Here is a 25,145-nt window from a genome sequence, read left to right as displayed (position 1 = left end):
GGGCCGGTTTTTTCTGTGTGTCCTGTCAGTGCGCCGAGTTACGGTTGTGAAAGCTTTCGTCGGTTTTGATCAAGGGTGGGGACAAGATGAGCAGGTCCGTCAAGCGCGCCGGAATCTCCCTGGCGGCGGTCGCGGTGCTGGTGGCAGGAGCCGCCGCGTGCCAGAGCGGGGACTCCAAGAAGGCCGCGGACGCGCCGAAGAGGGCGGCAGGGCAGTCGAGCGCCGGCGACGCGCGCATGGCGCTCCAGGCGGCGTACAGGAAGACGTCGGCGGCCAAGTCGGCGAAGGTCACCATGAAGATGTCGATGCCGTCCGCCGCGGGCGCGGGCGCCGGTGACATGGAGATGACGGGTGTCCAGTCGTGGAACCCGGCGGCGATGGACTTCACCACGAGCGCGGCGGCCCTCAAGGGCAAGCCGGGCGCACCGGACAAGGTCCGTACGGTCATGGTGAACAACGTCATGTACATGGACCTGGGTGCCGAGGCGGCCCGGAGCCACGACGGCAAGCGCTGGATGAAGATGGACCTCGGCGCGTTCGCCAAGGACGCCGGCGGCGACGCGATGGCCCAGCAGCTGACGGGCGGCGCGCAGAACCAGGACCCCGCCCAGCAGCTCGCCCTCCTGACGGACTCGCCGAACGTGAAGCACCTCGGCAGCGAGCAGATCGACGGCGCCCCCGCGGAGCACTACAAGGGCACCCTGACGCTGGAGGAGATGGTCGCCGGCAACCAGGGCCTCGACGGCCTGTCCGCGCAGGAGCGCCAGAAGTTCATCGACGGCATGAAGACGTCGGGGATCAAGGGCTACGACACCGAGCTCTGGATCAACAAGGCCGGGTACCCGGTGCAGATGAACGTCGGCATCGACACCCCCCAGGGCAAGATCTCGATGAGCGCGCACTACTCGGACTACGGCACCAAGAACACGGTCCAGGCGCCGTCGGCGGGGGACACGTACGACTTCACCGAGATGATGAAGGGCCTGGACAAGGGCGACGCCGCCTGAGTCCGTCCGGGGTCCGTATGGGCGGATTTGCTTGACACGGACCCCGTAACGTACGCTCTCCCAGAAGCCAAAGACCGCTGGTCGTTGCCGTGCCTTCATTCGAAGGGGCGGTGGCCGAAGGATCCGCTGAATGCGGACGACCCGCGCAGGTGACCGTGGAAAGTTCCCGGATGTTTCTCTTCTGAGTGCAGCTGGTTGAGCTACGCCCCGTGCGCCTGCGCCGGGGCGTTTCGTATTGTTCAGCCCCTTCTGAGCGGTCCTCATCACCCGGAAGGAGGCCGACGCTCTATGGCAAGGCCCGACAAGGCTGCCGCGGTAGCCGAGCTCGCGGACCAGTTCCGCAGCTCGAACGCCGCCGTGCTGACCGAGTACCGGGGTCTCACCGTGGCGCAGCTCAAGACGCTGCGTCGTTCGCTCGGTGAGAACGCCCAGTACGCCGTGGTGAAGAACACGCTGACCAAGATTGCGGCCAACGAGGCCGGGATCACTTCGCTCGACGACCAGTTCAATGGTCCGACGGCGGTTGCCTTCATCACCGGTGACCCGGTGGAGTCGGCGAAGGGTCTTCGTGACTTCGCCAAGGAGAACCCGAACCTGATCATCAAGGGCGGTGTCCTTGATGGCAAGGCGCTGTCCGCCGATGAGATCAAGAAGCTTGCGGACCTCGAGTCCCGCGAGGTTCTGCTCAGCAAGCTGGCCGGCGCGTTCAAGGGCAAGCAGTCCCAGGCTGCCTCGCTCTTCCAGGCGCTGCCGTCGAAGTTCGTCCGCACCGCGGAAGCGCTTCGCGTCAAGCTCGCCGAGCAGGGCGGTGCCGAGTAACTCGGCTCGCGCATTGATCGCCGCCCGCTAGGGCGACGGTCGCAGCGGGCCGAACGTACGCCCGCCTACATGTACATCCGGCACCCGCCGAATTAGTGGAAGGATCGCCCATCATGGCGAAGCTCAGCCAGGAAGACCTGCTCGCCCAGTTCGAGGAGATGACCCTCATCGAGCTCTCCGAGTTCGTGAAGGCCTTCGAGGAGAAGTTCGACGTCACCGCCGCCGCGGCCGTCGCCGTTGCCGGCCCCGCCGCCGGTGGCCCGGCCGCCGAGGCCGTCGAGGAGCAGGACGAGTTCGACGTCATCCTCGAGGGTGCCGGCGAGAAGAAGATCCAGGTCATCAAGGTCGTGCGCGAGCTGACCTCCCTGGGTCTGAAGGAGGCCAAGGACCTCGTCGACGGCACCCCGAAGCCGGTCCTCGAGAAGGTCGCCAAGGAGGCCGCGGAGAAGGCTGCCGAGTCCCTCAAGGCCGCCGGCGCCTCCGTCACGGTCAAGTAACACCTCGCGGGTCTTTGCCGACCCGCACCCGTCTCGCAGGCGCGCTCGCGCGCCGCTGGACACCGCCAAGGGCGATCACCCATCCGGGTGGTCGCCCTTCGGCGTACCCGCGACCCTGCCTTGCACCGGGCCTGTCTGGGAGTATGGTGATCTTCGCCGTCTGCTCGGCAGGGACGCAGACGTACGCCCCGCACGGCTCCCGCGCGATCTCCGGGGAGCGGAGGGGTCTTGACGAACCGCACGCAGCGCGCAATTCTCAGGACGCGTCGTCACAACGATCCGGATCCGAGGCATGGATCGACGGCGAAGAGGGCAGTACTAATCTGCGTCTGCGCGGCGCACGGCTGACCGAGGTACCGAGGTACTTGAGAAGAGCAATGCGGGTCTCGAAAAATCCGCCCTGGACATCAGTGTGCCGAGTGGCTACACTGTCCCTTTGCGCTGCCTGTTAGCTGTCCCCTGCCCGTCACCAGGGGCATGCCCTCGCTTGAGCACCTCGGATTGAACCGCCCTGAACTGGCCTTTCCGGCCGAATCAGAAACGTCTCTCTCTGTGCCCACGTGGGACCGGTACGCGCGTAGTGAGTCCGAGCCCTCGGAAGGACCCCCTCTTGGCCGCCTCGCGCAACGCCTCGACCGCCAATACGAACAACGGCGCCAGCACCGCCCCGCTGCGCATCTCCTTTGCAAAGATCAAGGAGCCCCTCGAGGTTCCGAACCTTCTTGCGCTGCAGACCGAGAGCTTTGACTGGCTGCTCGGCAATGCCGCTTGGAAGTCTCGGGTCGAGGCCGCTCTCGAGAGTGGACAGGACGTCCCCACCAAGTCCGGTCTGGAGGAGATCTTCGAAGAGATCTCTCCGATCGAGGACTTCTCCGGGTCGATGTCGCTGACCTTCCGCGACCACCGCTTCGAGCCGCCGAAGAACTCGATCGACGAGTGCAAGGAGCGCGACTTCACGTTCGCGGCCCCGCTCTTCGTCACCGCCGAGTTCACCAACAACGAGACCGGCGAGATCAAGTCCCAGACGGTCTTCATGGGCGACTTCCCGCTCATGACCAACAAGGGCACCTTCGTCATCAACGGCACCGAGCGTGTCGTCGTGTCGCAGCTGGTCCGCTCGCCGGGTGTCTACTTCGACTCCAACATCGACAAGACGTCCGACAAGGACATCTTCACGGCCAAGATCATCCCGTCCCGGGGTGCCTGGCTCGAGATGGAGATCGACAAGCGCGACATGGTCGGTGTCCGCATCGACCGCAAGCGCAAGCAGTCCGTCACCGTTCTCCTGAAGGCTCTCGGTTGGACCACCGAGCAGATCCTGGAGGAGTTCGGCGAGTACGAGTCCATGCGCGCCACCCTGGAGAAGGACCACACCCAGGGCCAGGACGACGCGCTGCTCGACATCTACCGCAAGCTGCGCCCGGGCGAGCCGCCGACGCGCGAGGCCGCTCAGACGCTGCTCGAGAACCTCTACTTCAACCCGAAGCGCTACGACCTCGCCAAGGTCGGCCGCTACAAGGTGAACAAGAAGCTCGGCGCGGATGAGCCCCTCGACGCGGGCGTGCTCACCACCGACGACGTCATCGCGACCATCAAGTACCTGGTCAAGCTGCACGCCGGTGAGACCGAGACGGTCGGCGAGTCGGGTCGGAACATCGTCGTCGAGACCGACGACATCGACCACTTCGGCAACCGTCGTCTGCGCAACGTCGGCGAGCTCATCCAGAACCAGGTCCGTACGGGTCTGGCTCGTATGGAGCGCGTCGTGCGTGAGCGCATGACGACCCAGGACGTCGAGGCGATCACGCCGCAGACCCTGATCAACATCCGGCCGGTCGTCGCCTCCATCAAGGAGTTCTTCGGCACCAGCCAGCTGTCGCAGTTCATGGACCAGAACAACCCGCTGTCGGGTCTCACCCACAAGCGCCGTCTGTCGGCGCTCGGCCCGGGTGGTCTCTCGCGTGAGCGGGCCGGCTTCGAGGTCCGTGACGTGCACCCGTCTCACTACGGCCGCATGTGCCCGATTGAGACCCCGGAAGGCCCGAACATCGGTCTGATCGGTTCGCTCGCCTCGTACGGCCGCGTCAACGCGTTCGGCTTCATCGAGACGCCGTACCGCAAGGTCGTCGACGGCCAGGTCACCGACGAGGTCGACTACGTCACCGCCGACGAGGAGGACCGCTTCGTCATCGCGCAGGCCAACGCCGCGCTCAACGACGAGATGCGGTTCACCGAGCCGCGCGTCCTGGTTCGCCGCCGTGGCGGCGAGGTCGACTACGTGCCCGGCACCGAGGTCGACTACATGGACGTCTCGCCGCGCCAGATGGTGTCGGTCGCGACCGCCATGATCCCGTTCCTCGAGCACGACGACGCCAACCGTGCCCTCATGGGCGCGAACATGATGCGTCAGGCCGTGCCGCTGATCACGTCCGAGGCGCCGCTCGTCGGCACCGGCATGGAGTACCGCTGCGCGGTCGACGCCGGTGACGTCATCAAGGCGGAGAAGGCGGGTGTCGTCCAGGAGGTCTCCGCGGACTACATCACCGTCGCCAACGACGACGGCACGTACACCACGTACCGGATCGCCAAGTTCTCCCGCTCCAACCAGGGCACCTCGGTCAACCAGAAGGTTGTCGTGGACGAGGGCGCCCGCGTGATCGAGGGCCAGGTCCTGGCCGACGGCCCCGCCACCCAGCAGGGTGAGATGGCGCTCGGCAAGAACCTGCTCGTGGCGTTCATGCCGTGGGAGGGTCACAACTACGAGGACGCGATCATCCTGTCGCAGCGCCTCGTGCAGGACGACGTCCTCTCCTCGATCCACATCGAGGAGCACGAGGTCGACGCCCGTGACACCAAGCTCGGCCCGGAGGAGATCACCCGGGACATCCCGAACGTCTCCGAGGAGGTCCTCGCCGACCTCGACGAGCGCGGCATCATCCGTATCGGTGCCGAGGTCGTCGCCGGCGACATCCTCGTCGGCAAGGTCACGCCCAAGGGTGAGACCGAGCTGACGCCGGAGGAGCGCCTGCTGCGCGCGATCTTCGGTGAGAAGGCCCGCGAGGTGCGTGACACCTCGCTGAAGGTGCCGCACGGCGAGACCGGCAAGGTCATCGGCGTCCGCGTCTTCGACCGTGAAGAGGGCGACGAGCTGCCGCCGGGCGTGAACCAGCTGGTTCGCGTCTACGTGGCGCAGAAGCGCAAGATCACGGACGGTGACAAGCTCGCCGGCCGTCACGGCAACAAGGGTGTCATCTCGAAGATCCTTCCGATCGAGGACATGCCGTTCCTCGAGGACGGAACTCCGGTCGACATCATCCTCAACCCGCTCGGTGTCCCGTCCCGAATGAACCCGGGACAGGTCCTGGAGATCCACCTCGGCTGGCTCGCCAGCCGCGGCTGGGACGTCTCCGGTCTGGCCGACGACTGGGCCCAGCGTCTGCAGGCCATCGGCGCCGACCAGGTCGCCGCCGGCACCAACGTCGCGACCCCGGTCTTCGACGGCGCCCGCGAGGACGAGATCACCGGTCTCTTCGAGGCCACGATCCCCAACCGCGACGGCGACCGGCTGGTCCAGCCCTCGGGCAAGGCCAACCTGTTCGACGGCCGCTCCGGCGAGCCGTTCCCGGACCCGATCTCGGTCGGGTACATGTACATCCTGAAGCTGCACCACCTGGTCGACGACAAGCTGCACGCCCGCTCGACCGGTCCGTACTCGATGATCACCCAGCAGCCGCTGGGTGGTAAGGCCCAGTTCGGTGGCCAGCGCTTCGGTGAGATGGAGGTGTGGGCGCTGGAGGCATACGGCGCCGCGTACGCCCTCCAGGAGCTGCTGACCATCAAGTCCGACGACGTCACCGGCCGTGTGAAGGTCTACGAGGCCATCGTCAAGGGCGAGAACATCCCCGAGCCCGGCATTCCCGAGTCCTTCAAGGTGCTCATCAAGGAAATGCAGTCGCTCTGCCTCAACGTGGAGGTGCTGTCCTCGGACGGCATGTCCATCGAGATGCGCGACACGGACGAGGACGTCTTCCGCGCTGCGGAGGAGCTCGGTATCGACCTGTCCCGGCGCGAGCCGAGCAGCGTCGAAGAGGTCTGACGGGTCTGGAGGGGGCTCGCTAAGAGCCCCCTCCGTCCCCGGGACCCCCTCAGACCATCTTGAAGAATCGACCCCGAAAGAGGGATTGACGACAAGTGCTCGACGTCAACTTCTTCGACGAGCTGCGGATCGGCCTCGCCACTGCTGACGACATTCGTCAGTGGTCCCACGGTGAGGTCAAGAAGCCGGAGACCATCAACTACCGCACCCTCAAGCCCGAAAAGGACGGACTCTTCTGCGAGAAGATCTTCGGTCCGACCCGGGACTGGGAGTGCTACTGCGGCAAGTACAAGCGCGTCCGCTTCAAGGGCATCATCTGTGAGCGCTGTGGCGTAGAGGTCACGCGTGCCAAGGTGCGCCGCGAGCGGATGGGCCACATCGAGCTTGCCGCTCCCGTGACCCACATCTGGTACTTCAAGGGCGTTCCGTCGCGTCTTGGCTACCTGCTCGACCTCGCGCCGAAGGACCTCGAAAAGGTCATCTACTTCGCCGCGTACATGATCACGTTCGTGGACGAGGAGCGCCGTACGCGCGACCTGCCGTCGCTGGAGGCGCACGTCTCCGTCGAGCGTCAGCAGATCGAGAACCGTCGCGACTCGGACCTCGAAGCCCGCGCCAAGAAGCTCGAGACGGACCTCGCCGAGCTCGAGGCCGAGGGTGCCAAGGCCGACGTGCGCCGCAAGGTGCGCGAGGGTGCCGAGCGCGAGATGAAGCAGCTGCGCGACCGTTCGCAGCGCGAGATCGACCGTCTCGACGAGGTGTGGAGCCGCTTCAAGAACCTCAAGGTCCAGGACCTCGAGGGCGACGAGCTGCTCTACCGCGAGCTGCGTGACCGCTTCGGCACGTACTTCGACGGCTCGATGGGTGCCGCTGCACTGCAGAAGCGCCTGGAGACCTTCGACCTCGACGAGGAGGCCGAGCGCCTCCGCGAGATCATCCGCACCGGCAAGGGCCAGAAGAAGACCCGTGCGCTGAAGCGGCTGAAGGTTGTGTCCGCGTTCCTGCAGACCTCCAACAGCCCCAAGGGCATGGTCCTCGACTGCGTTCCGGTCATCCCGCCGGACCTGCGTCCGATGGTGCAGCTGGACGGTGGCCGCTTCGCGACCTCCGACCTGAACGACCTGTACCGCCGTGTGATCAACCGCAACAACCGCCTGAAGCGGCTCCTCGACCTCGGTGCCCCCGAGATCATCGTGAACAACGAGAAGCGCATGCTTCAGGAGGCCGTCGACGCGCTCTTCGACAACGGCCGTCGTGGTCGCCCGGTCACGGGCCCCGGCAACCGTCCGCTGAAGTCGCTGTCCGACATGCTCAAGGGCAAGCAGGGTCGATTCCGTCAGAACCTGCTCGGCAAGCGTGTGGACTACTCCGCGCGTTCCGTCATCGTCGTCGGTCCGCAGCTGAAGCTGCACCAGTGCGGTCTGCCGAAGGCCATGGCGCTGGAGCTCTTCAAGCCGTTCGTGATGAAGCGCCTGGTCGACCTGAACCACGCGCAGAACATCAAGAGCGCCAAGCGGATGGTCGAGCGCGGCCGCACGGTCGTGTACGACGTCCTCGAAGAGGTCATCGCCGAGCACCCGGTTCTGCTGAACCGTGCGCCCACGCTGCACCGCCTCGGCATCCAGGCCTTCGAGCCCCAGCTGGTCGAGGGCAAGGCCATCCAGATCCACCCGCTCGTCTGCACCGCGTTCAACGCGGACTTCGACGGTGACCAGATGGCCGTCCACCTGCCGCTCTCCGCGGAGGCGCAGGCCGAGGCCCGCATCCTGATGCTGTCCTCGAACAACATCCTGAAGCCGGCCGACGGTCGTCCCGTCACCATGCCGACCCAGGACATGGTGCTCGGCCTCTTCTTCCTCACCACGGACGAAGAGGAGCGCGAGGTGAAGGGCGCGGGCCGTTCCTTCAACTCGACCGCCGAGGCGATCATGGCGTTCGACGCCCGGGAGCTCTCGCTCCAGGCGAAGGTCGACATCCGCTTCCCGATCGGCACCGTCCCGCCGCGCGGCTGGACCCCGCCGCTCGACGAGGACGGCGAGACGACCTGGCAGCAGGGCGACTCGTTCCGTCTGCGTACGTCCCTGGGCCGCGCGCTCTTCAACGAGCTGCTGCCCGAGGACTACCCGTTCGTCGACTACTCGGTGGGCAAGAAGCAGCTCTCCGAGATCGTCAACGACCTCGCCGAGCGCTACCCCAAGGTCATCGTGGCGGCGACGCTCGACAACCTGAAGGCGGCCGGCTTCTTCTGGGCGACCCGTTCCGGCGTCACCGTCGCCGTCTCGGACATCGTCGTCCCGGAGGCCAAGAAGGCCATCGTCCAGGGCTACGAGGCCCAGGACGAGAAGGTGCAGAAGCAGTACGAGCGTGGTCTGATCACCAAGGACGAGCGCACGCAGGAGCTCATCGCGATCTGGACCAAGGCGACCAACGAGGTTGCCGAGGCGATGAACGCGAACTTCCCCAAGACGAACCCCATCTTCATGATGGTTGACTCGGGTGCCCGAGGAAACATGATGCAGATGCGTCAGATCGCCGGTATGCGTGGTCTGGTGTCGAACGCGAAGAACGAGACCATCCCGCGTCCCATCAAGGCCTCGTTCCGCGAGGGCCTCACCGTTCTGGAGTACTTCATCTCCACGCACGGTGCCCGTAAGGGTCTGGCGGACACCGCGCTTCGTACCGCCGACTCGGGTTACCTGACCCGTCGTCTGGTGGACGTCTCGCAGGACGTCATCATCCGCGAGGAGGACTGCGGCACCGACCGCGGCCTCAAGCTCAAGATCGCGGAGCGGGGCGCCGACGGCGTGCTGCGCAAGACCGAGGACGTCGAGACCTCCGTCTACGCCCGCATGCTCGCCGAGGACGTCGTCGTCGACGGCAAGGTCATCGCGCCGGCCAACGTGGACCTCGGTGACGTGCTCATCGACGCCCTCGTGGGTGCGGGTGTCGAGGAGGTCAAGACCCGCTCGGTCCTGACCTGTGAGTCCGCGGTCGGCACCTGTGCCTTCTGCTACGGACGCTCGCTCGCCACCGGCAAGCTGGTCGACATCGGTGAGGCGGTCGGCATCATCGCCGCCCAGTCCATCGGTGAGCCCGGTACCCAGCTGACGATGCGTACCTTCCACACCGGTGGTGTGGCCGGTGACGACATCACGCAGGGTCTGCCGCGTGTCGTCGAGCTCTTCGAGGCCCGTACGCCCAAGGGTGTCGCGCCGATCTCGGAGGCCAAGGGCCGCGTCCGGATCGAGGAGACCGAGAAGACCAAGAAGATCGTCGTCACCCCGGACGACGGCAGCGAGGAGACGGCGTTCCCGATCTCCAAGCGTGCCCGTCTCCTGGTCGGCGAGGGCGACGCGGTCGAGGTGGGCCAGAAGCTCACCGTCGGTGCCACCAACCCGCACGACGTGCTGCGGATCCTCGGTCAGCGTGCGGTCCAGGTCCACCTGGTCGGCGAAGTCCAGAAGGTCTACAACTCGCAGGGCGTGTCGATCCACGACAAGCACATCGAGATCATCATCCGGCAGATGCTGCGCCGCGTGACGATCATCGAGTCCGGCGACGCGGAGCTGCTGCCGGGCGAGCTCGTCGAGCGCTCGAAGTTCGAGACCGAGAACCGTCGTGTGGTCACCGAGGGCGGTCACCCCGCCTCCGGCCGTCCGCAGCTGATGGGTATCACCAAGGCCTCGCTGGCGACGGAATCCTGGCTGTCGGCCGCCTCCTTCCAGGAGACGACCCGAGTCCTGACGGATGCGGCGATCAACGCCAAGTCCGACAGCCTCATCGGCCTCAAGGAGAACGTCATCATCGGTAAGCTCATCCCGGCCGGTACGGGTCTGTCCCGCTACCGCAACATCCGGGTCGAGCCCACCGAAGAGGCCAAGGCCGCGATGTACTCGGCCGTCGGCTACGACGACATCGACTACTCGCCGTTCGGCACGGGCTCCGGCCAGGCCGTTCCGCTGGAGGACTACGACTACGGTCCGTACAACCAGTAAGGCGTACGTCTGCCGAAGGGCGCCCACTCCGCTTGCGCGGGGTGGGCGCCCTTCGGGGTTTTCAGCGCTGAGTCTCCATGTAGGGCTGCAGACGCCGGAGGCGGGTCGGGTAGTCCGGGTGCGAGGAGAGCAGCTTGGCCAGGGTGGTGGGCTCGGCAGGCGGCTTGCCGGTGTACAGCTCCATGGCGTGCATGGTGGTGAGGACGTCGGCGAGCATCGGCGCGAAGCCGAGGGCGGCGGCGTGCTCGTCGGCCCGCAGTTCGCTCCGGCGCTCCACCGCGGCCATCAGATAGGGGATGGCGAGCAGCACCAGCGGCAGCCCGTAGAACACGACGGTCGTGGCGAAGGCGACGGCGCCGATCACCACGACCAGGACCGCGGTGGCCGCGAAGGAGACGGCGCCGGCGAACGTGACGAGAAAGACGACGACCGTACGGATCACCTGCCACGCGATCCGGCCGGGCAGCGAGTACCAGTAGCCGAGCAGAGACGACCAGGCGTGACCCCCGGTGTGGTGGCCGAGCTCATGGGCGAGCACCGCCGCGAGCTGGGCGCTCGGCAGCCGCTCCAGGGCGAAACGGGTGACGCCGACGATGTGCCCGGCCGCCGCGTACGCGTTGAGTTCCTGGCTGTTCTCGATCCACAGTTCGTAGCGCCGCCCGTCGACGCCCGCGCGGGCCGTCACCTCCCGCCACACCGGTTCGAGGCGGGCCGCTTCCTGTGGCATCGGACGCTGGAGCTTCAGCAGATAGCGGGCGAAGTAGTCCTCGGTTGGCCGGTGGAAGACCAGGGCGCCGGAAGCGATCCAGAGCAGGGTGGGAATCCAGTAGGGGAGCCCTGTCACCGAGTCCAGGGTCCCGCTCGCCGACAGTACGACCAGCAGGCTCATCGAGAAGCCCGGTAAGTGCAGCGCGAGCTGGCCGACGGCGGTGGCGTCCGTGCCGCGCTGGTACGCCTTGTAGTGCACCCTGCGGCCGGGCGAGTTCTGGTACTCCAGATCGTCGGGCGCCGGCGGCGGCTGTGGAGGAGGTGGTGCCTGATGCCGAGGCGGGGGCTGGTACGGCATCCGGGGCTGAGGGGGAGTGGCGCCGGGATACCGCGGTGGCTGCCTGGGGTCGCCCGGGTATGCGGGCTCGGACGGTTGGGACATGGTCATCCTTCACTGAGTGGGGGGGCTTCAGCCGACTAGCGGGGCGGCCGGGAGCAGCACCGCGCCGACGCAGAAGGCCAGCAGCCCGCCGCGTATCCACTGGTGCTTACGGGCGGCGATCCGGCTGTTGTCGGCGAGAGCCGCCATGAGCGAGGCGGTGGGGGCGAGTTCGGTGTCCGCGAGCGCCTGCGCCAACCCGCCCTGTCGCACGGCCTGTTGGATGTCTCCGAAATAGGAGAGCGGACGGCCCGGCGCCCAGGTGGCGCCCCGGTACCTGGGCAGTACGGCCATCAGCGTGCCGAGCAGGGCCAGCGCCAGGGCGGCGGTTCCGGTCCACCAGAGTCCGGCGCCCACCGTGGACAGTTCGCCGGGCACCCGGCCCCGCGCCCCGAGCTGTCCGCCGACCACGCCTGCGGTCATGCCGAGAGCCGCGACCAGTACGGAGGCTTTGCTGTCGGCGCGGGCGATCTCGGCCCGCAGCTCGGTGAGGAGGCGGACGGCAGTCTCCGTGCCCGGGGCGGGGTCGCAGGCGGCGGTCACCGGGAGCCTGCCTCGTGCTCCGGACCGGGCTCCGGGAGCACCGGCTCAGACGAGTCGGCCGGCGGTTCAGGAGCCGGCCTGACCGGTGCGCTGCCGTACCCCGGGGGAGGCTGCCAGCCGGGGAAGGTGCCGGGGGCCTGCGCAGCGGTGGGTGTCTGCGCGGGTGGCGTCGGCTCAGGGGTGGTGTCCGCGGCCGGTGGTGGCGCGGGGGCGGGCTGCGTCGTCGGGGGAGCCGGATCGTTGCTCAACTGCTCTGCAGGTGAGAGGGGTTGACCCACGGGAGGCTCGGAGAGGTCGGGCTGCGCGATCCCGGGCAGCCGCTGGCTCAGGATCTCGCTGAGGGCTCGTAGGGCGAGCCGCTTGGGGCCCTCCAATTCGTAGCTCTCCGCGCCGTCGCCGCCGAGCAGTTGTCCGACCAGGTCCATCTGGGACTGGATCAGGCGGAGTTGGTCCTCTCGCATGCTGTTGATGGCGAGGAGGGAGTCCTCGGGGTGCTCGGCGAGGCGGAGCGCCCAGGCGTGCACACCGCCCTGCTGCAGGTGCCACTGATAGAACGCGATCTTCTCGGCCTGAAGGCGCTGCAACTCCAGGGCCTGGTTGCTCTCCAGCATCGACCGGTCGTGCTGCCACTGCTGTTGCTGGAGCACGAGTTCCTGCTCCTGGCGGCCGTAGGCGAGTGCCCGACCGAGCTGGAGTTCGTCCTGTTGACGGCTGCGCCGGTCCAGCTCGACGTCGAAGTCCATGCCGCGTCGCTCGGTGAGGATCTGTTCGTCCGCACTGTGGTTGATGGCCTGCATGCGCCGTTGGTGATCGATGTTCTCCTGGTCGCGCCGGAGCCGTACGGTCCAGAGCACCTTCAGACCCGCGGTGGCGCCGAGCGGGCCGAGGGCCGTCACCGCCGCCAGGATCTCCCGTTCGGCGCGGGCACTTTCGGCGATGGGGAAGCGACGGGCCACCGGGCGAGCCGCCTGTTCCAGTTCGCCCAGGAGCAGCCGGGGCACGTCCCGGTGGCCGCTTGCCACGAACTGCGCCGGCCGCTCGACCTGCCAGTTCAGGTCGACGATCACCTCGAACTCGAAGGCGTCGTCGTCGCTGGGCAGCGTCAGCTCGCTCTGGACGGGGTGGACGCCCATGTCGACCTCGTACACCGCGGTGTAGCGCTTGGCGGCGGATTCGCCGCGGCTGGGACGCAGCGGCGGTAGGTAGCAGTCGTACGAGCCCTTCAGGGTCGAGAAGACCAGGGCGTGGTCGATTCGCGTGAGCGGTCTGCGGGCGAACTCGAACCGCGCCAGCTGCCGCACGGTGATCACCGGGTCGATCAGCTGACTGTGCCGGTCGGCGGGCTGCTCCCAGTCGGTTGCACGGACCATGCTTTCGGGTCTCCTTGAGAAATGCGGGATCAGTGGGGCGGCAGGACGGTCAGCAGGCGGCGCGTGACGGGCGGTGGCCCGGCCCCGTCTTCGCCCGGCATGGTGCGCAACAGGTGGTTGAGGCGCCGGTGTTCGGGCCCTGAGGTGACGAGCGCGGGCAACAGCGCGGCGAGTGCCCACTCGGTGGCGGGGTCGCGGTCGGCGGTCAGCACCCAGTGGCGCATCACCTCGAGCGCCGGCCCGGTGTGGACGCGGTCACCGAGCGCGGCCCGCCACAGTTCGGCAACGGGATGCGTGGTGTCGGGCCGCTGGGCGGTGCCCTGCGCGTACCCGTCGAGGACGAGTGGAGCGCCGTACGGCTCGTCCTGGCGCGTTCGCCGGCAGGCGCCGAGGAACCCGTCGACTGCCAGGTCGAACACGGCCCGGTCGTCGTGCAGGGTGCGCACGAGGTCGGCGAGGACCTGGTCGCCGGCCGGAGACAGCAGCAACAGCTCGACGGATTGGGCGAGTTCAGCGATCAGCAGTGTGTCGGGCTCCTCGGCGGAGTGCTGGCGGCGGGCCGCGCCGCGTAGTGCGGCGAGGGCTGCCGCCGGCCGCTCAGGGCCGATCAGGCCGTGGGCGCGGATCGCCACCCAGCACAACCGCGCATCGTCGCTGACACACCAGTCGTCGATGATGCGCGGCACGTTAGGGGTGCCGAGCAGATGGGTCAGGGCGAGCGCGTTGACGGCGACGAGCCGGTGCCGGAAACGCGTGTCGGTCGCCCACACCTCGATGATCAGCGCCATCGCGGACGGCAGGTCGGTGTAGGCGAGGACCGCCACGGTGGCGGCGGCCCGGGTGCGTACCAGCGGACGGCCGTCGCCCGCGAGCCGCCGGAGCCAGGTGACGAGCGCGGGCCGCGCGGACGGATGCCCCGTCCACACCTCCCGCAGGAGCACCAGCGCGGCCCGGTCGTCCTGGAACGCCGCCTTGAGCTGGGTCACCGGACCCCACTCGGTGTGCTCCTCCTCCTCGTACCGCCGGGCACGGGCACGCTGGAGGCGCTTGGCGATGTGGGTGCCGAAGACCGGGACCGTGGCCGGATGAGCGGGATTTTCGGTCTTCTGGAGGAAGGTGTAGAGAAGGTCGCTCAGCTCGGCCGTCAGGGCGTACGGGCCACCGTCGAACGCCGCGAGCGCCACCAGGAATGCCTTGTCCCGTAGATGCAGCGAGGCCTCGTCCTCCTCGAACCACTCCTGGACCTGGCTCTCCAGGGCGGCCAGCGAGAACCTCTCGACGGCTTGTACGTCGGCCAGCCCGGTCGCGTAGTCGGCGAGCGCTTCGGCATAGGTGGCGGCTTCCCTCAGCTGGTGGTCGCGGGCCAGGAAGTCGGCCACGGCGGGCAGTGCCAGGAGCTTTTGCACGTCTTCCGGCGGCACCCGCACCCGCAGGTGCGCCGCCAGAACGGCGGCGGGCGTGGGCGGGTGCCATTCGACGGCCGAGATGTCCTCAAGGGCGGCCCGGGGGCCTACGGTCACCACCAGATACGCGTCGTGTTCGGCCAGCCGGTCCCGCGCGGCCAGCAGGTCCGCCTCGCGCAGCGGCCTGCCGCGTTCGGTGATCAGGTCGCAGAGCACCTGGCCGCCGGGACCGAGTTGCTGGGCGAGTTCGCCGGGACGCGTCGCCCGGTCCAATACGCGCAGGGGTGCCGCGCCCAGGTGGCGCAGCAGCATCAGAGCGGCAGTGCGGCGCCCGGTGAAGTGCGGCCCGGAAAGGACCAGGACGCGATCGGTGCGTAATCGCCGGACCAGGGCGGCGAACTCCGCCTCGTCGGCCACGAAGCACCGGGCCAGCCGGTCCAGGGTGGCCGACGGCACCTCGCCGGAGGAGTGCGCCGTTCCGCCGAACTGGTAGAAGATCTCCGTCTTGCTGCCCATGATCACGTCGCGGGCGACGGGCCCGGTCGAGATCCCGTGGTTGTCGCCGCCGATGGATCCGCCGCCGAACCGCATGGTCCGCGGCGTGTGGTCGTACAGGTCGCGCCGGGCCTCCCAGGCCTCCTGGGGCTGGTCCTGCTGCTCCTCGGCGGGGCTCTCCTGTCCCTCGGCCACCTCGTCGCCGAGGGGCTTGGCGGGTTGGGCCCCCTTCTCGGCGTCGACTGGCTCCGCGTCCTGGGCGCTCACCGCCGCTCACCTCGGCCGGCGTCGAAGTGGATGTTCCCGGTGACCTGTCCGGTCGAGATGCCGTGGTTGTCGCCGCCGATGGCCCCGCCGCCGAAATGGGTGCCGGGAGCCGGTCCGGCACCGGGGCGCACGTCACGTTCCGGTGTCCCGGTGCGGGGCACCGGACCGCCCGCGGGCTGTTCGGACGGTGCCGGGCGGTGCAGCCAGGCCCCGAGTTCGCCGTTCTTGCTGGGCACGGTGATTCTCTTGAACTCATCGGCGGGGACGCCTGTGTGGCTGTGGCACACGACGCCCTCGTACACCGCGTCGGACACGCACAGCGCGAGGTCGTCGGGGCGCTCGCGCAGGGAGGCGCGCAGCGGTTCGCCGTCCAGGAGGCGGCAGGCGTGGTTGAGCTGGGAACCGACCCAGCCGAACGCGTCGCGCTTGACGTAGCCGCTCGCGACCACCGCCCGCAGCCGCATCTGCGCCGAGCTGGACGCCATCCGGTTCATCGTTCGGAGCCGGGCAGGGACATCGGTGAGCAGGGTGCGCAGTAGCGAGACCACCGAGGCGTTGGGGTCGATCAGCTCCATCACCGAGTCGCCCCGGTCCTCCCGTAACCGCAGGGTCTCGTCGACGCCCGCCGTGAGCAGCGCGCCGTCGCAGACGTCGTACAGCATCCGGCGCAGATACGCCTGCTCGACGTCGTCGCGGTCGCTGAACCGCTCGATGTCGAGCAGCAGGATCGTGCGGCTCACGGGGTCGGTGTCGGTCATGTCTGCCTCTCGCTGGAATCCGTACGGGAAGAGAGTGGCGGCGGCCGGGTCCCGGTGGCGAGGGAGGATGACGCACTCGAAGTGTGACCGTGTGCACAGAGCCGCTCGCAGGGTGCGGGCCGCCGCTCGGGTCAGAGGGCCGGAGGCGTCTCGTCCGGGTCCGGCGCGAGCTCCGCGCGGGCGATCCGGCGGAGCACGTCGGGTCGTACGATCACCAGCGCTCGGCGGCCGGTCAGGACGACCCCCCGGTCCCGGAACTCCTTGAGGAGGCGCTGGACCATCTCGCGGGACGCGCCGACCGCGCCGGCCAACTCCTGTTTGCTCAGCGGGACAGTCAGCTCCAGGCCCTCCTCGGTCCGTCGGCCGTGGGTGCGGGCCAGGTCCAGGAGCAGCACCGCGAATCGCTCCCGCACGCTCATCGCGGCGAATTCCAGGCGGCGCCGGTCAGCAGCCCGAGTCCGGTCGGCGGTGAGGCTGAGCAGCTTGAGGGCGATGGCGGGGGAACGGGAGAGCAACTCGCGGAACCGCTGGTGTTCCACGGCCACCACGCGGAGCGGCTCCAAGGCCGTCACGGTCGCCGAGCGGGGCCTACCGGTCAATGCGGCGGACTCGCCGATGATGTCCCCGGGGCCCCGCAGCGCGAGCAGCGCCTCGTAGCCGTTGGCGGCGGCGGCCGTCACCTTGGTCCAGCCGGTGAGGATCAGCAGCACGTGCGTGGAAGGGTCATGCTGGTGGAGCAGGGCCGCACGGGCGACGAAGGTCAGCTCGTGGCCGAGCGAGAGCAGGGCTTCCCGGTCGTGGTCCTCCAGGCGGGCCAGGAAGGGCACCCGGTTGTCGAGCTCCCCGTCACCGGGCCGGTAGGCCGCTGCCATGCTGGTCCCCCCTGATCGTCAATGGCACCGCCAATGTACTGAGCGTGTCGATCACACAGACTCGGAACGGACGGATTGCCCCGAGGTGGCTTCGGACCCGGTGAGGAGGGGCCCGGCGTGTCGGGGTGGACGGCATTTGTTTTGACCCAAGTCGATGAGGTAGGTACGCTCAGACCTTGTGCCTGGGGTGTGCCTGGGTTCCGCTGCGTGCCTACGTCCGCAGCGCGAGCTTCTGGACCGGCCACCGCAATCTGCGCTTCTCCTGCCTTTGGGTGGGAGTCTGCAGTATTCGACACACCCGACCGCGTGGGTCGGAGACGTGTTCCAGGTTAGTTTTACTACGGCACACAGAAACCGGAGAAGTAGTGCCTACGATCCAGCAGCTGGTCCGGAAGGGCCGGCAGGACAAGGTCGAGAAGAACAAGACGCCCGCGCTCGAGGGTTCGCCCCAGCGTCGCGGCGTCTGCACGCGTGTGTTCACGACCACCCCGAAGAAGCCGAACTCGGCCCTCCGTAAGGTCGCGCGTGTGCGTCTGACCTCCGGCATCGAGGTCACGGCCTACATCCCGGGTGAGGGACACAACCTGCAGGAGCACTCGATCGTGCTCGTGCGTGGTGGCCGTGTGAAGGACCTGCCGGGTGTTCGTTACAAGATCATCCGCGGCTCCCTTGACACCCAGGGTGTCAAGAACCGCAAGCAGGCCCGCAGCCGCTACGGCGCCAAGAAGGAGAAGTAAGAATGCCTCGTAAGGGCCCCGCCCCGAAGCGCCCGGTCATCATCGACCCGGTCTACAGCTCTCCTCTTGTCACCTCGCTGATCAACAAGATCCTCCTGGACGGCAAGCGCTCCACCGCCGAGCGCATCGTCTACGGCGCCATGGAAGGCCTCCGCGAGAAGACCGGCGCTGACCCGGTCATCACGCTGAAGCGCGCCCTCGAGAACGTGAAGCCGTCCCTCGAGGTCAAGTCCCGCCGTGTCGGTGGCGCCACCTACCAGGTGCCGATCGAGGTCAAGCCCGGTCGCGCCTCCACCCTCGCGCTGCGCTGGGTCGTGGGTTACTCCCGCGCCCGCCGTGAGAAGACCATGACCGAACGCCTCATGAACGAGCTGCTCGACGCCTCCAACGGCCTCGGCGCTGCGGTCAAGAAGCGTGAGGACACCCACAAGATGGCCGAGTCCAACAAGGCCTTCGCGCACTACCGCTGGTAGTCGCTACCCACATCGAGACCGAGAGAAGACTGAGCCGATATGGCTACCACTTCACTTGACCTGGCCAAGGTCCGCAACATCGGGATCATGGCTCACATCGACGCGGGCAAGACGACCACCACCGAGCGGATCCTGTTCTACACCGGTGTCTCGTACAAGATCGGTGAGGTCCACGACGGCGCTGCCACGATGGACTGGATGGAGCAGGAGCAGGAGCGCGGCATCACGATCACGTCCGCCGCGACGACCTGCCACTGGCCGCTCGAGGACGTCGACCACACCATCAACATCATCGACACCCCGGGCCACGTGGACTTCACGGTCGAGGTGGAGCGTTCGCTCCGCGTCCTCGACGGTGCGGTCACCGTGTTCGACGGTGTCGCCGGTGTGGAGCCGCAGTCCGAGACGGTCTGGCGTCAGGCCGACCGTTACGGCGTTCCGCGTATCTGCTTCGTCAACAAGCTCGACCGCACCGGCGCTGAGTTCCACCGCTGCGTGGACATGATCGTGGACCGCCTCGGCGCGACCCCGATCGTGATGCAGCTGCCGATCGGTTCCGAGGCCAACTTCGAGGGCGTTGTGGACCTGGTCCGCATGAAGGCCCTCGTGTGGTCCGCGGAAGCGACCAAGGGCGAGATGTACGACGTCGTCGACATCCCGGCCACGCACACCGAGGCTGCTGAAGAGTGGCGCGGCAAGCTGGTCGAGACCGTCGCGGAGAACGACGAAGAGATCATGGAGCTCTTCCTCGAGGGTGTCGAGCCCACCGAGGAGCAGCTGTACGCCGCGGTCCGTCGTATCACCATCGCGTCCGGCAAGGGCGGCGACACCACCGTCACCCCCGTGTTCTGCGGCACCGCGTTCAAGAACAAGGGCGTCCAGCCCCTGCTCGACGCCGTGGTCCGTTACCTGCCTTCCCCCCTGGACGTCGAGGCCATCGAGGGCCACGACGTCAAGGACCCGGAGGTCGTGGTCAAGCGCAAGCCGTCCGACGAGGAGCCCCTCTCGGCGCTGGCGTTCAAGATCGCGAGCGACCCGCACCTGGGCAAGCTCACCTTCATCCGGATCTACTCCGGTCGCCTGGAGGCCGGCACCTCGGTGCTGAACTCCGTCAAGGGCAAGAAGGAGCGCATCGGCAAGATCTACCGCATGCACGCGAACAAGCGTGAGGAGATCGAGTCGGTGGGCGCCGGTGACATCGTCGCCGTCATGGGCCTGAAGCAGACCACCACCGGTGAGACGCTGTGCGACGACAAGTCCCCGGTGATCCTGGAGTCCATGGACTTCCCGGCGCCGGTGATCCAGGTCGCCATCGAGCCCAAGTCCAAGGGTGACCAGGAGAAGCTGGGTGTCGCCATCCAGCGTCTCGCGGAGGAGGACCCCTCCTTCCAGGTTCACTCGGACGAGGAGACCGGCCAGACCATCATCGGTGGTATGGGCGAGCTTCACCTCGACGTCCTCGTCGACCGTATGCGTCGCGAGTTCAAGGTCGAGGCGAACGTCGGCAAGCCGCAGGTCGCGTACCGCGAGACGATCCGCAAGACCGTCGAGCGCGTGGACTACACCCACAAGAAGCAGACCGGTGGTACCGGTCAGTTCGCCAAGGTGCAGATCGCGATCGAGCCCATCGAGGGCGGCGAGGCGTCGTACGAGTTCGTGAACAAGGTCACCGGTGGCCGCATCCCCCGGGAGTACATCCCGTCGGTGGACGCGGGTGCGCAGGAGGCCATGCAGTTCGGCATCCTGGCTGGCTACGAGATGACTGGCGTCCGCGTCATCCTTCTCGACGGTGGCTACCACGAGGTCGACTCCTCCGAGCTCGCGTTCAAGATCGCCGGTTCGCAGGCCTTCAAGGAGGCCGCGCGCAAGGCTTCTCCCGTGCTCCTCGAGCCGATGATGGCCGTCGAGGTCGTCACGCCCGAGGACTACATGGGTGAAGTCATCGGTGACATCAACTCCCGCCGTGGCCAGATCCAGGCCATGGAGGAGCGCAGCGGCGCCCGCGTCGTGAAGGGCCTCGTGCCCCTCTCGGAGATGTTCGGCTACGTCGGCGACCTCCGCAGCAAGACCTCGGGTCGCGCAAGCTACTCGATGCAGTTCGACTCCTACGCCGAGGTTCCGCGGAACGTCGCCGAGGAGATCATCGCGAAGGCCAAGGGCGAGTAACTCTTCCGAGTTCACGCTTTAGGCTTGTCACCGGAGCCACTGGGGCATTCGGCGTAAACCATCAGGTTTGCGGTGAATGCCCCGGGCCCCGGCATCCCAGCAAAGATCACCTGGCGCCGATGAAGCAAGGCGTACAGAACCACTCCACAGGAGGACTCAGTGGCGAAGGCGAAGTTCGAGCGGACTAAGCCGCACGTCAACATCGGCACCATCGGTCACATTGACCACGGTAAGACGACCCTCACGGCCGCCATTACCAAGGTGCTGCACGACGCGTACCCGGACCTGAACGAGGCCTCGGCCTTCGACCAGATCGACAAGGCTCCTGAGGAGCGCCAGCGCGGTATCACGATCTCGATCGCGCACGTCGAGTACCAGACCGAGTCGCGTCACTACGCCCACGTCGACTGCCCCGGTCACGCGGACTACATCAAGAACATGATCACGGGTGCCGCGCAGATGGACGGCGCGATCCTCGTGGTTGCCGCCACCGACGGCCCGATGCCGCAGACCAAGGAGCACGTGCTCCTGGCCCGCCAGGTCGGCGTTCCGTACATCGTTGTCGCCCTGAACAAGGCCGACATGGTGGACGACGAGGAGATCCTGGAGCTCGTCGAGCTCGAGGTCCGTGAGCTCCTCTCCGAGTACGAGTTCCCGGGCGACGACCTGCCGGTCGTCAAGGTCTCGGCGCTCAAGGCGCTCGAGGGCGACAAGGAGTGGGGCCAGTCGGTCCTGAACCTGATGGCCGCCGTCGACGAGGCGATCCCGCAGCCCGAGCGTGACGTCGACAAGCCGTTCCTGATGCCGATCGAGGACGTCTTCACGATCACCGGTCGTGGCACCGTCGTCACCGGTCGTATCGAGCGTGGTGTCCTGAAGGTCAACGAGACCGTCGACATCGTCGGTATCAAGACCGAGAAGACCACCACCACGGTCACCGGCATCGAGATGTTCCGCAAGCTGCTCGACGAGGGCCAGGCCGGTGAGAACGTCGGTCTGCTGCTTCGTGGCATCAAGCGCGAGGACGTCGAGCGCGGCCAGGTCATCATCAAGCCCGGTTCGGTCACCCCGCACACCGAGTTCGAGGCCCAGGCGTACATCCTGTCCAAGGACGAGGGTGGCCGTCACACGCCGTTCTTCAACAACTACCGCCCGCAGTTCTACTTCCGTACGACTGACGTGACCGGTGTCGTTACCCTCCCCGAGGGCACCGAGATGGTCATGCCGGGCGACAACACCGCCATGACGGTCGCGCTGATCCAGCCGGTCGCCATGGAGGAGGGCCTGAAGTTCGCCATCCGTGAGGGTGGCCGGACCGTGGGCGCCGGCCAGGTCGTCAAGATCGTCAAGTAATTACTTGACCGTCTGACCTGGTAGCTCGCTGAGCTGTCAGAAGAGCCCCGCACCTTTCGAGGTGCGGGGCTCTTCGCGTTGTGCGGGGGTTTCGGGCCGCACGCCATGGGGCCTCAGGGCCGCCAGGACCAGGGCCGGGCGTCGACCCCGAGCCCGACGGCGAGCGCGCGCCCGCCCCGTACGTACAAGGTGGGAAGGCCGACGGGTACGACGCCCTTGGCGCGCTTCAACACCCTCTGTTCGTGGGCGAGTTGAAGGATCCCCTGCTCGTCCGCACCCAGCACGAATCCGCTTGCGGCGCCGACCGGTCCGTACCCGTCGAGCGTGACGGATGTCGTCGGGCTGCCGTCGAGGCGTACGGAGGTGAGGTGCGGGGAGGCGGGGGAGCCGGGGTCCTGGAGGGCCTTCCCCGGATCGGTGGACGTGCGGTACAGGAGCTGTACGCCGTCGCCGAGCGGGACCGGGGCCACCGAGTCGACGGCGAGCGGGAGCCGCGATGGGGCGGGGGCGAGGGGCTTGCCCGGGGCGGCCTGGGTCCAGTGGTGCACGGTGTCGGCGCCGGCCGCGAAGACGTGCACGCGCCCGCGCCCGTCGACGACGCCGCTCAGCCCTTCCTGTACGGATTCGCCGCCGAGGTCGCGCCACGGCGACCAGGTGCCGTCGGCCTCCCGGACGCGTGAGCTGATGCCGCGGTCGGCGTTGCGCACGAAGAGGTGGACGCGGCCGTCCGGCGCGGCGAGGGCGAGCGGAGGCCCGATCCGCCGCCCGCGATCGTCCCCGCGCTCGGGATTGCCGAGCCCGCGCCACACCCCGAACTTCCCGCCAGGGAGGGCCTGTTCGAGGTAAACGATCTCCCGGGTATTGGCGCCGGCCCGCCCTTGGAGGGACGAGAACCGCAACCCGAACAGAATCTGGCGCCCGTCGGGGAGGGCGGCGCCACCGAGTACGGGAGCCAGCGGCGAGCCGCCGAGGTCCTCGGGGTCGCCCCAGCTGTCGTCGCCGTTCCGGCTCCACCGGACGGCGCGCATCCCGAGCACCCCGTAGGCGTACGAGCCGTCACCGGACAGGGTGAGCCGGCTGCCGGGGTGGCGGTAGTGGGTGGAGCGCACCCACCCCTTCCAGTTGGTGAGCGGCCGCTTCCCGCCGACGTTGTAGTCCCCGCAGCCGCCGGGATTGCCACACTGCCAGTCCTTGTCCCCGCCGTACGGAACGAGGTGCGCGGCCTTCTCGGCGAGCACCTTCGGGGGGAGGTTCTTGGGCCAGTGCCGGTTGTAGTAGGCGCGGTAGGCGGTGGCGAGGAAGGCGTTGCCCCGCTCGGCGTGCCGGATCATCGCGGCCCAGGCGAAGGAGGCGGCGGCGGTGTGGTCGGCGTGGTCGGAATACCCCGGCTGCTCGGAGTCGTGCGAGCGGTTGGCGGGGGAGCTGTGCTGGATGTCGGGATCGGGGTCGAGGGTCTGCACGAGGGTGGGCGCGTAGTCGTCGAGAATCCCGGCGAGCACGTCGACCATGTCGTCGTAGGTGTAGGCCTTGGCCCGGGTCAGCGGTGACCCTTCCGCGATGACGACGGGCAGCTGGAGGCGATGGTCCTCCCAGAGGCTGGGCAGCCCCATCCGGCCCCCGAGCGGGGTGTGCATGGCGGTGTTGAGGAACACCAACTCCACGCTGCGGCCCCGGTGTTGGAGCCGGTTGACCTCGGCGCGGTGCCCGCCGCGCAACTCGGCGACCGACTTCTGCCAGGGCGCGTACTTGTCGAGCCCGAGCAGCGTGGCATACGCCTGCCGCAGCCCCTGGTGCCGGGCGGAGGAGTAGGCGGCCTTGTCGTACACCGGCGCGCTGGTGTCACTGACCACCCGGTTGTCCCCGTTGGCCTCCCCACCGGTGACATACACGCTGACCAGCGGAACCCCGGAGTCGAGGGTGTGCTGCGTGTCGGGATTCATGAAGTACAGGTCGTCGTCGGGGTGGGCGAGGATCTGGAGGAGCAGGGGGGTGCGGGGCGGCGCCCCGAGCGGCTCGGCCGCTCCCGCCGCGCGCTCCCGCCCCCTACTGGGCACGGAACACCCCGCGAGGGCGGCGGTGACTCCGGCCGCCGCGACACCCCCCAGCACAGCTCGCCGCCCCGGCCCCGCGGCCCTGCCCGTCTCACCCACGTACATCTCGCCCACCAGTCCCTTTTCGCGGACCCCGGGGTCGCGCGCGCCCTGTGAGACGGGGGAGCGGGGGGTGGGGTTGCGTGGGGGTGGGCTCTTCGTGGGGGGTGTGATGCGACCGGTACGGCTTCATCGATCCACCGCACGCGGCCAGGGGGCGCCTGGCCGGTCCTGGGGCCGTCGCGCTGGCGCGCGGGGTGATCCTTGCGCCCGTCGACCCGTACGGGCGCAGGAGGGCGGTTCCCGGGACCGGCGGGGCGCGGCGGGCCGAATGCGTGAGCGCGTGTGACGTGGGGTACGCTTCCCGGCTGCGATTGGCCAGGCCCTGGCCCCGTATGGCAGACTGTCGGGGTTGCTCGGTTGAGTGCCGATGCTGCGCGCCTCCCGCCGGGAGGACCGGAAGCGAGTCCCACAGTACTCGTCGTCCCACGCTTCTCCAGATGAGAGGGGCAGGGGCGGACGTACGGGAATCTTCCGGGAAGTGTCAGCGGGGCTCCGGCCAGGCGTCCGGTGGGTGTTCTGCCCCCGTCTGCGAGGTCTTGTGGCCCGCATCCCCTTGGTTGGGAAATTCCGTATGGGATTTCTGCGTAGAGGGAGTGCGACACGCCCGACCGCGTGGGTCGGAGACAGAGTCGGTAGAGCCCCCGGGTTCCAGAGCGTTACGAGACAAAGGACTACTAGGTAGCCATGGCGGGACAGAAGATCCGCATCCGGCTCAAGGCCTACGACCACGAGGTCATCGACTCCTCGGCGAAGAAGATCGTCGAGACGGTGACCCGCACTGGTGCGTCGGTCGCGGGCCCGGTGCCGCTGCCCACTGAGAAGAACGTGTACTGCGTCATCAAGTCGCCGCACAAGTACAAGGACTCTCGCGAGCACTTCGAGATGCGCACGCACAAGCGCCTCATCGACATCCTCGACCCCACGCCGAAGACGGTTGACTCGCTGATGCGTCTCGACCTCCCGGCCGGCGTCGACATCGAGATCAAGCTCTGAA

The 25,145-nt window shown here is 68.0% G+C and carries 17 protein-coding genes; 10 read left to right on the top strand and 7 right to left on the bottom strand.

The genetic code is table 11. The annotated features are described in order from the left end of the window. The first annotated feature begins 86 nt into the window (after window positions 1-86). The 5 genes from IE206_RS17595 to IE206_RS17575 all read left to right on the top strand — a co-directional run bounded on the left by IE206_RS17595 (window position 87) and on the right by IE206_RS17575 (window position 10,414). Entirely contained in the window at window positions 87-1,007 is a 921-nt protein-coding gene (locus IE206_RS17595) for an SCO4651 family lipoprotein (protein WP_189963092.1), read from the top strand. 288 nt (window positions 1,008-1,295) lie between these two features. Continuing rightward, complete coding sequence (gene rplJ, locus IE206_RS17590; protein WP_189963091.1) at window positions 1,296-1,826, top strand: 50S ribosomal protein L10; 531 nt, start codon at window positions 1,296-1,298, stop codon at window positions 1,824-1,826. A gap of 113 nt (window positions 1,827-1,939) precedes the next feature. After that, entirely contained in the window at window positions 1,940-2,323 is a 384-nt protein-coding gene (gene rplL / locus IE206_RS17585) for a 50S ribosomal protein L7/L12 (RefSeq protein WP_189963090.1), read from the top strand. A gap of 610 nt (window positions 2,324-2,933) precedes the next feature. After that, the gene (rpoB, locus tag IE206_RS17580) at window positions 2,934-6,419 is read left to right on the top strand and encodes a DNA-directed RNA polymerase subunit beta (protein WP_189963089.1); all 3,486 of its coding nucleotides are present in this window, start codon (window positions 2,934-2,936) and stop codon (window positions 6,417-6,419) included. A gap of 95 nt (window positions 6,420-6,514) precedes the next feature. Then, window positions 6,515-10,414: a DNA-directed RNA polymerase subunit beta' gene (locus IE206_RS17575; protein WP_189963088.1), complete on the top strand. Its 3,900-nt coding sequence runs from the start codon at window positions 6,515-6,517 to the stop codon at window positions 10,412-10,414. Window positions 10,415-10,475: 61 nt separating this feature from the next. On the opposite strand, the gene IE206_RS17570 is transcribed toward IE206_RS17575, so the two are convergent. The 6 genes from IE206_RS17570 to IE206_RS17545 form a co-directional block, all read right to left on the bottom strand. Next, window positions 10,476-11,480, bottom strand: coding sequence for a M48 family metalloprotease (locus IE206_RS17570; protein ID WP_189963087.1), 1,005 nt, complete (start codon window positions 11,478-11,480; stop codon window positions 10,476-10,478). 111 nt (window positions 11,481-11,591) lie between these two features. Next, a complete protein-coding gene (locus IE206_RS17565; protein ID WP_189963086.1) occupies window positions 11,592-12,104 on the bottom strand; it encodes a Pycsar system effector family protein in 513 nt (170 codons plus the stop codon). After that, window positions 12,101-13,474 carry a hypothetical protein gene (locus IE206_RS17560; RefSeq protein WP_189963085.1) on the bottom strand — a complete coding sequence of 458 codons (1,374 nt, stop codon included), beginning with the start codon at window positions 13,472-13,474 and terminating at the stop codon, window positions 12,101-12,103. The genes IE206_RS17565 and IE206_RS17560 overlap by 4 nt, the downstream gene beginning before the upstream one ends. Window positions 13,475-13,503: 29 nt before the next feature. Further along, window positions 13,504-15,639 carry a hypothetical protein gene (locus IE206_RS17555; RefSeq protein WP_189963084.1) on the bottom strand — a complete coding sequence of 712 codons (2,136 nt, stop codon included), beginning with the start codon at window positions 15,637-15,639 and terminating at the stop codon, window positions 13,504-13,506. After that, window positions 15,636-16,397 (bottom strand): hypothetical protein, encoded by a 762-nt coding sequence (locus IE206_RS17550; protein ID WP_189963083.1) that lies wholly within the window; start codon window positions 16,395-16,397, stop codon window positions 15,636-15,638. The genes IE206_RS17555 and IE206_RS17550 overlap by 4 nt, the downstream gene beginning before the upstream one ends. A gap of 131 nt (window positions 16,398-16,528) precedes the next feature. Then, window positions 16,529-17,269, bottom strand: coding sequence for a Crp/Fnr family transcriptional regulator (locus IE206_RS17545; RefSeq protein WP_189963082.1), 741 nt, complete (start codon window positions 17,267-17,269; stop codon window positions 16,529-16,531). A gap of 365 nt (window positions 17,270-17,634) precedes the next feature. Here IE206_RS17545 and rpsL point away from each other — a divergent pair, with 365 nt between their 5' ends. The 4 genes from rpsL (at window position 17,635) to tuf (ending at window position 21,998) form a co-directional block, all read left to right on the top strand. Then, entirely contained in the window at window positions 17,635-18,006 is a 372-nt protein-coding gene (rpsL, locus tag IE206_RS17540) for a 30S ribosomal protein S12 (RefSeq protein ID WP_003948652.1), read from the top strand. A 2-nt stretch (window positions 18,007-18,008) separates the two neighbouring features. Continuing rightward, window positions 18,009-18,479, top strand: coding sequence for a 30S ribosomal protein S7 (rpsG, locus tag IE206_RS17535; RefSeq protein WP_161245599.1), 471 nt, complete (start codon window positions 18,009-18,011; stop codon window positions 18,477-18,479). Between the two features lie 39 nt (window positions 18,480-18,518). Next, window positions 18,519-20,645, top strand: a complete 2,127-nt coding sequence (fusA, locus tag IE206_RS17530) for an elongation factor G (protein ID WP_189963081.1) — start codon at window positions 18,519-18,521, stop codon at window positions 20,643-20,645. 159 nt (window positions 20,646-20,804) lie between these two features. After that, on the top strand, window positions 20,805-21,998 hold the full coding sequence (gene tuf / locus IE206_RS17525) for an elongation factor Tu (protein ID WP_053731194.1): 1,194 nt from the start codon (window positions 20,805-20,807) through the stop codon (window positions 21,996-21,998). Between the two features lie 113 nt (window positions 21,999-22,111). On the opposite strand, the gene IE206_RS17520 is transcribed toward tuf, so the two are convergent. Next, window positions 22,112-24,154 carry a PIG-L family deacetylase gene (locus IE206_RS17520; RefSeq protein WP_189963146.1) on the bottom strand — a complete coding sequence of 681 codons (2,043 nt, stop codon included), beginning with the start codon at window positions 24,152-24,154 and terminating at the stop codon, window positions 22,112-22,114. Window positions 24,155-24,835: 681 nt separating this feature from the next. Here IE206_RS17520 and rpsJ point away from each other — a divergent pair. Next, window positions 24,836-25,144: a 30S ribosomal protein S10 gene (rpsJ, locus tag IE206_RS17515; protein WP_003948644.1), complete on the top strand. Its 309-nt coding sequence runs from the start codon at window positions 24,836-24,838 to the stop codon at window positions 25,142-25,144. Window position 25,145: the final 1 nt, after the last annotated feature.

The organism is Streptomyces violascens (genome assembly GCF_014649955.1).
GTDB lineage: Bacteria > Actinomycetota > Actinomycetes > Streptomycetales > Streptomycetaceae > Streptomyces > Streptomyces violascens.
The sequence above is the reverse complement of the archived record's forward strand: the minus strand, read 5'-3'. Positions and strand labels throughout refer to the sequence as shown.

Coding starts and splice junctions, on each gene's coding strand:
- IE206_RS17595 (WP_189963092.1), top strand. CDS start 87: ATGAGCAGGTCCGTCAAGCGCGCCGGAATCTCCCTGGCGGCGGTCGCG.
- rplJ (WP_189963091.1), top strand. CDS start 1,296: ATGGCAAGGCCCGACAAGGCTGCCGCGGTAGCCGAGCTCGCGGACCAG.
- rplL (WP_189963090.1), top strand. CDS start 1,940: ATGGCGAAGCTCAGCCAGGAAGACCTGCTCGCCCAGTTCGAGGAGATG.
- IE206_RS17570 (WP_189963087.1), bottom strand. CDS start 11,480: ATGCCGTACCAGCCCCCGCCTCGGCATCAGGCACCACCTCCTCCACAG.
- IE206_RS17560 (WP_189963085.1), bottom strand. CDS start 13,474: ATGGTCCGTGCAACCGACTGGGAGCAGCCCGCCGACCGGCACAGTCAG.
- IE206_RS17550 (WP_189963083.1), bottom strand. CDS start 16,397: ATGACCGACACCGACCCCGTGAGCCGCACGATCCTGCTGCTCGACATC.
- IE206_RS17545 (WP_189963082.1), bottom strand. CDS start 17,269: ATGGCAGCGGCCTACCGGCCCGGTGACGGGGAGCTCGACAACCGGGTG.
- rpsG (WP_161245599.1), top strand. CDS start 18,009: ATGCCTCGTAAGGGCCCCGCCCCGAAGCGCCCGGTCATCATCGACCCG.
- fusA (WP_189963081.1), top strand. CDS start 18,519: ATGGCTACCACTTCACTTGACCTGGCCAAGGTCCGCAACATCGGGATC.
- IE206_RS17520 (WP_189963146.1), bottom strand. CDS start 24,154: ATGTACGTGGGTGAGACGGGCAGGGCCGCGGGGCCGGGGCGGCGAGCT.
- rpsJ (WP_003948644.1), top strand. CDS start 24,836: ATGGCGGGACAGAAGATCCGCATCCGGCTCAAGGCCTACGACCACGAG.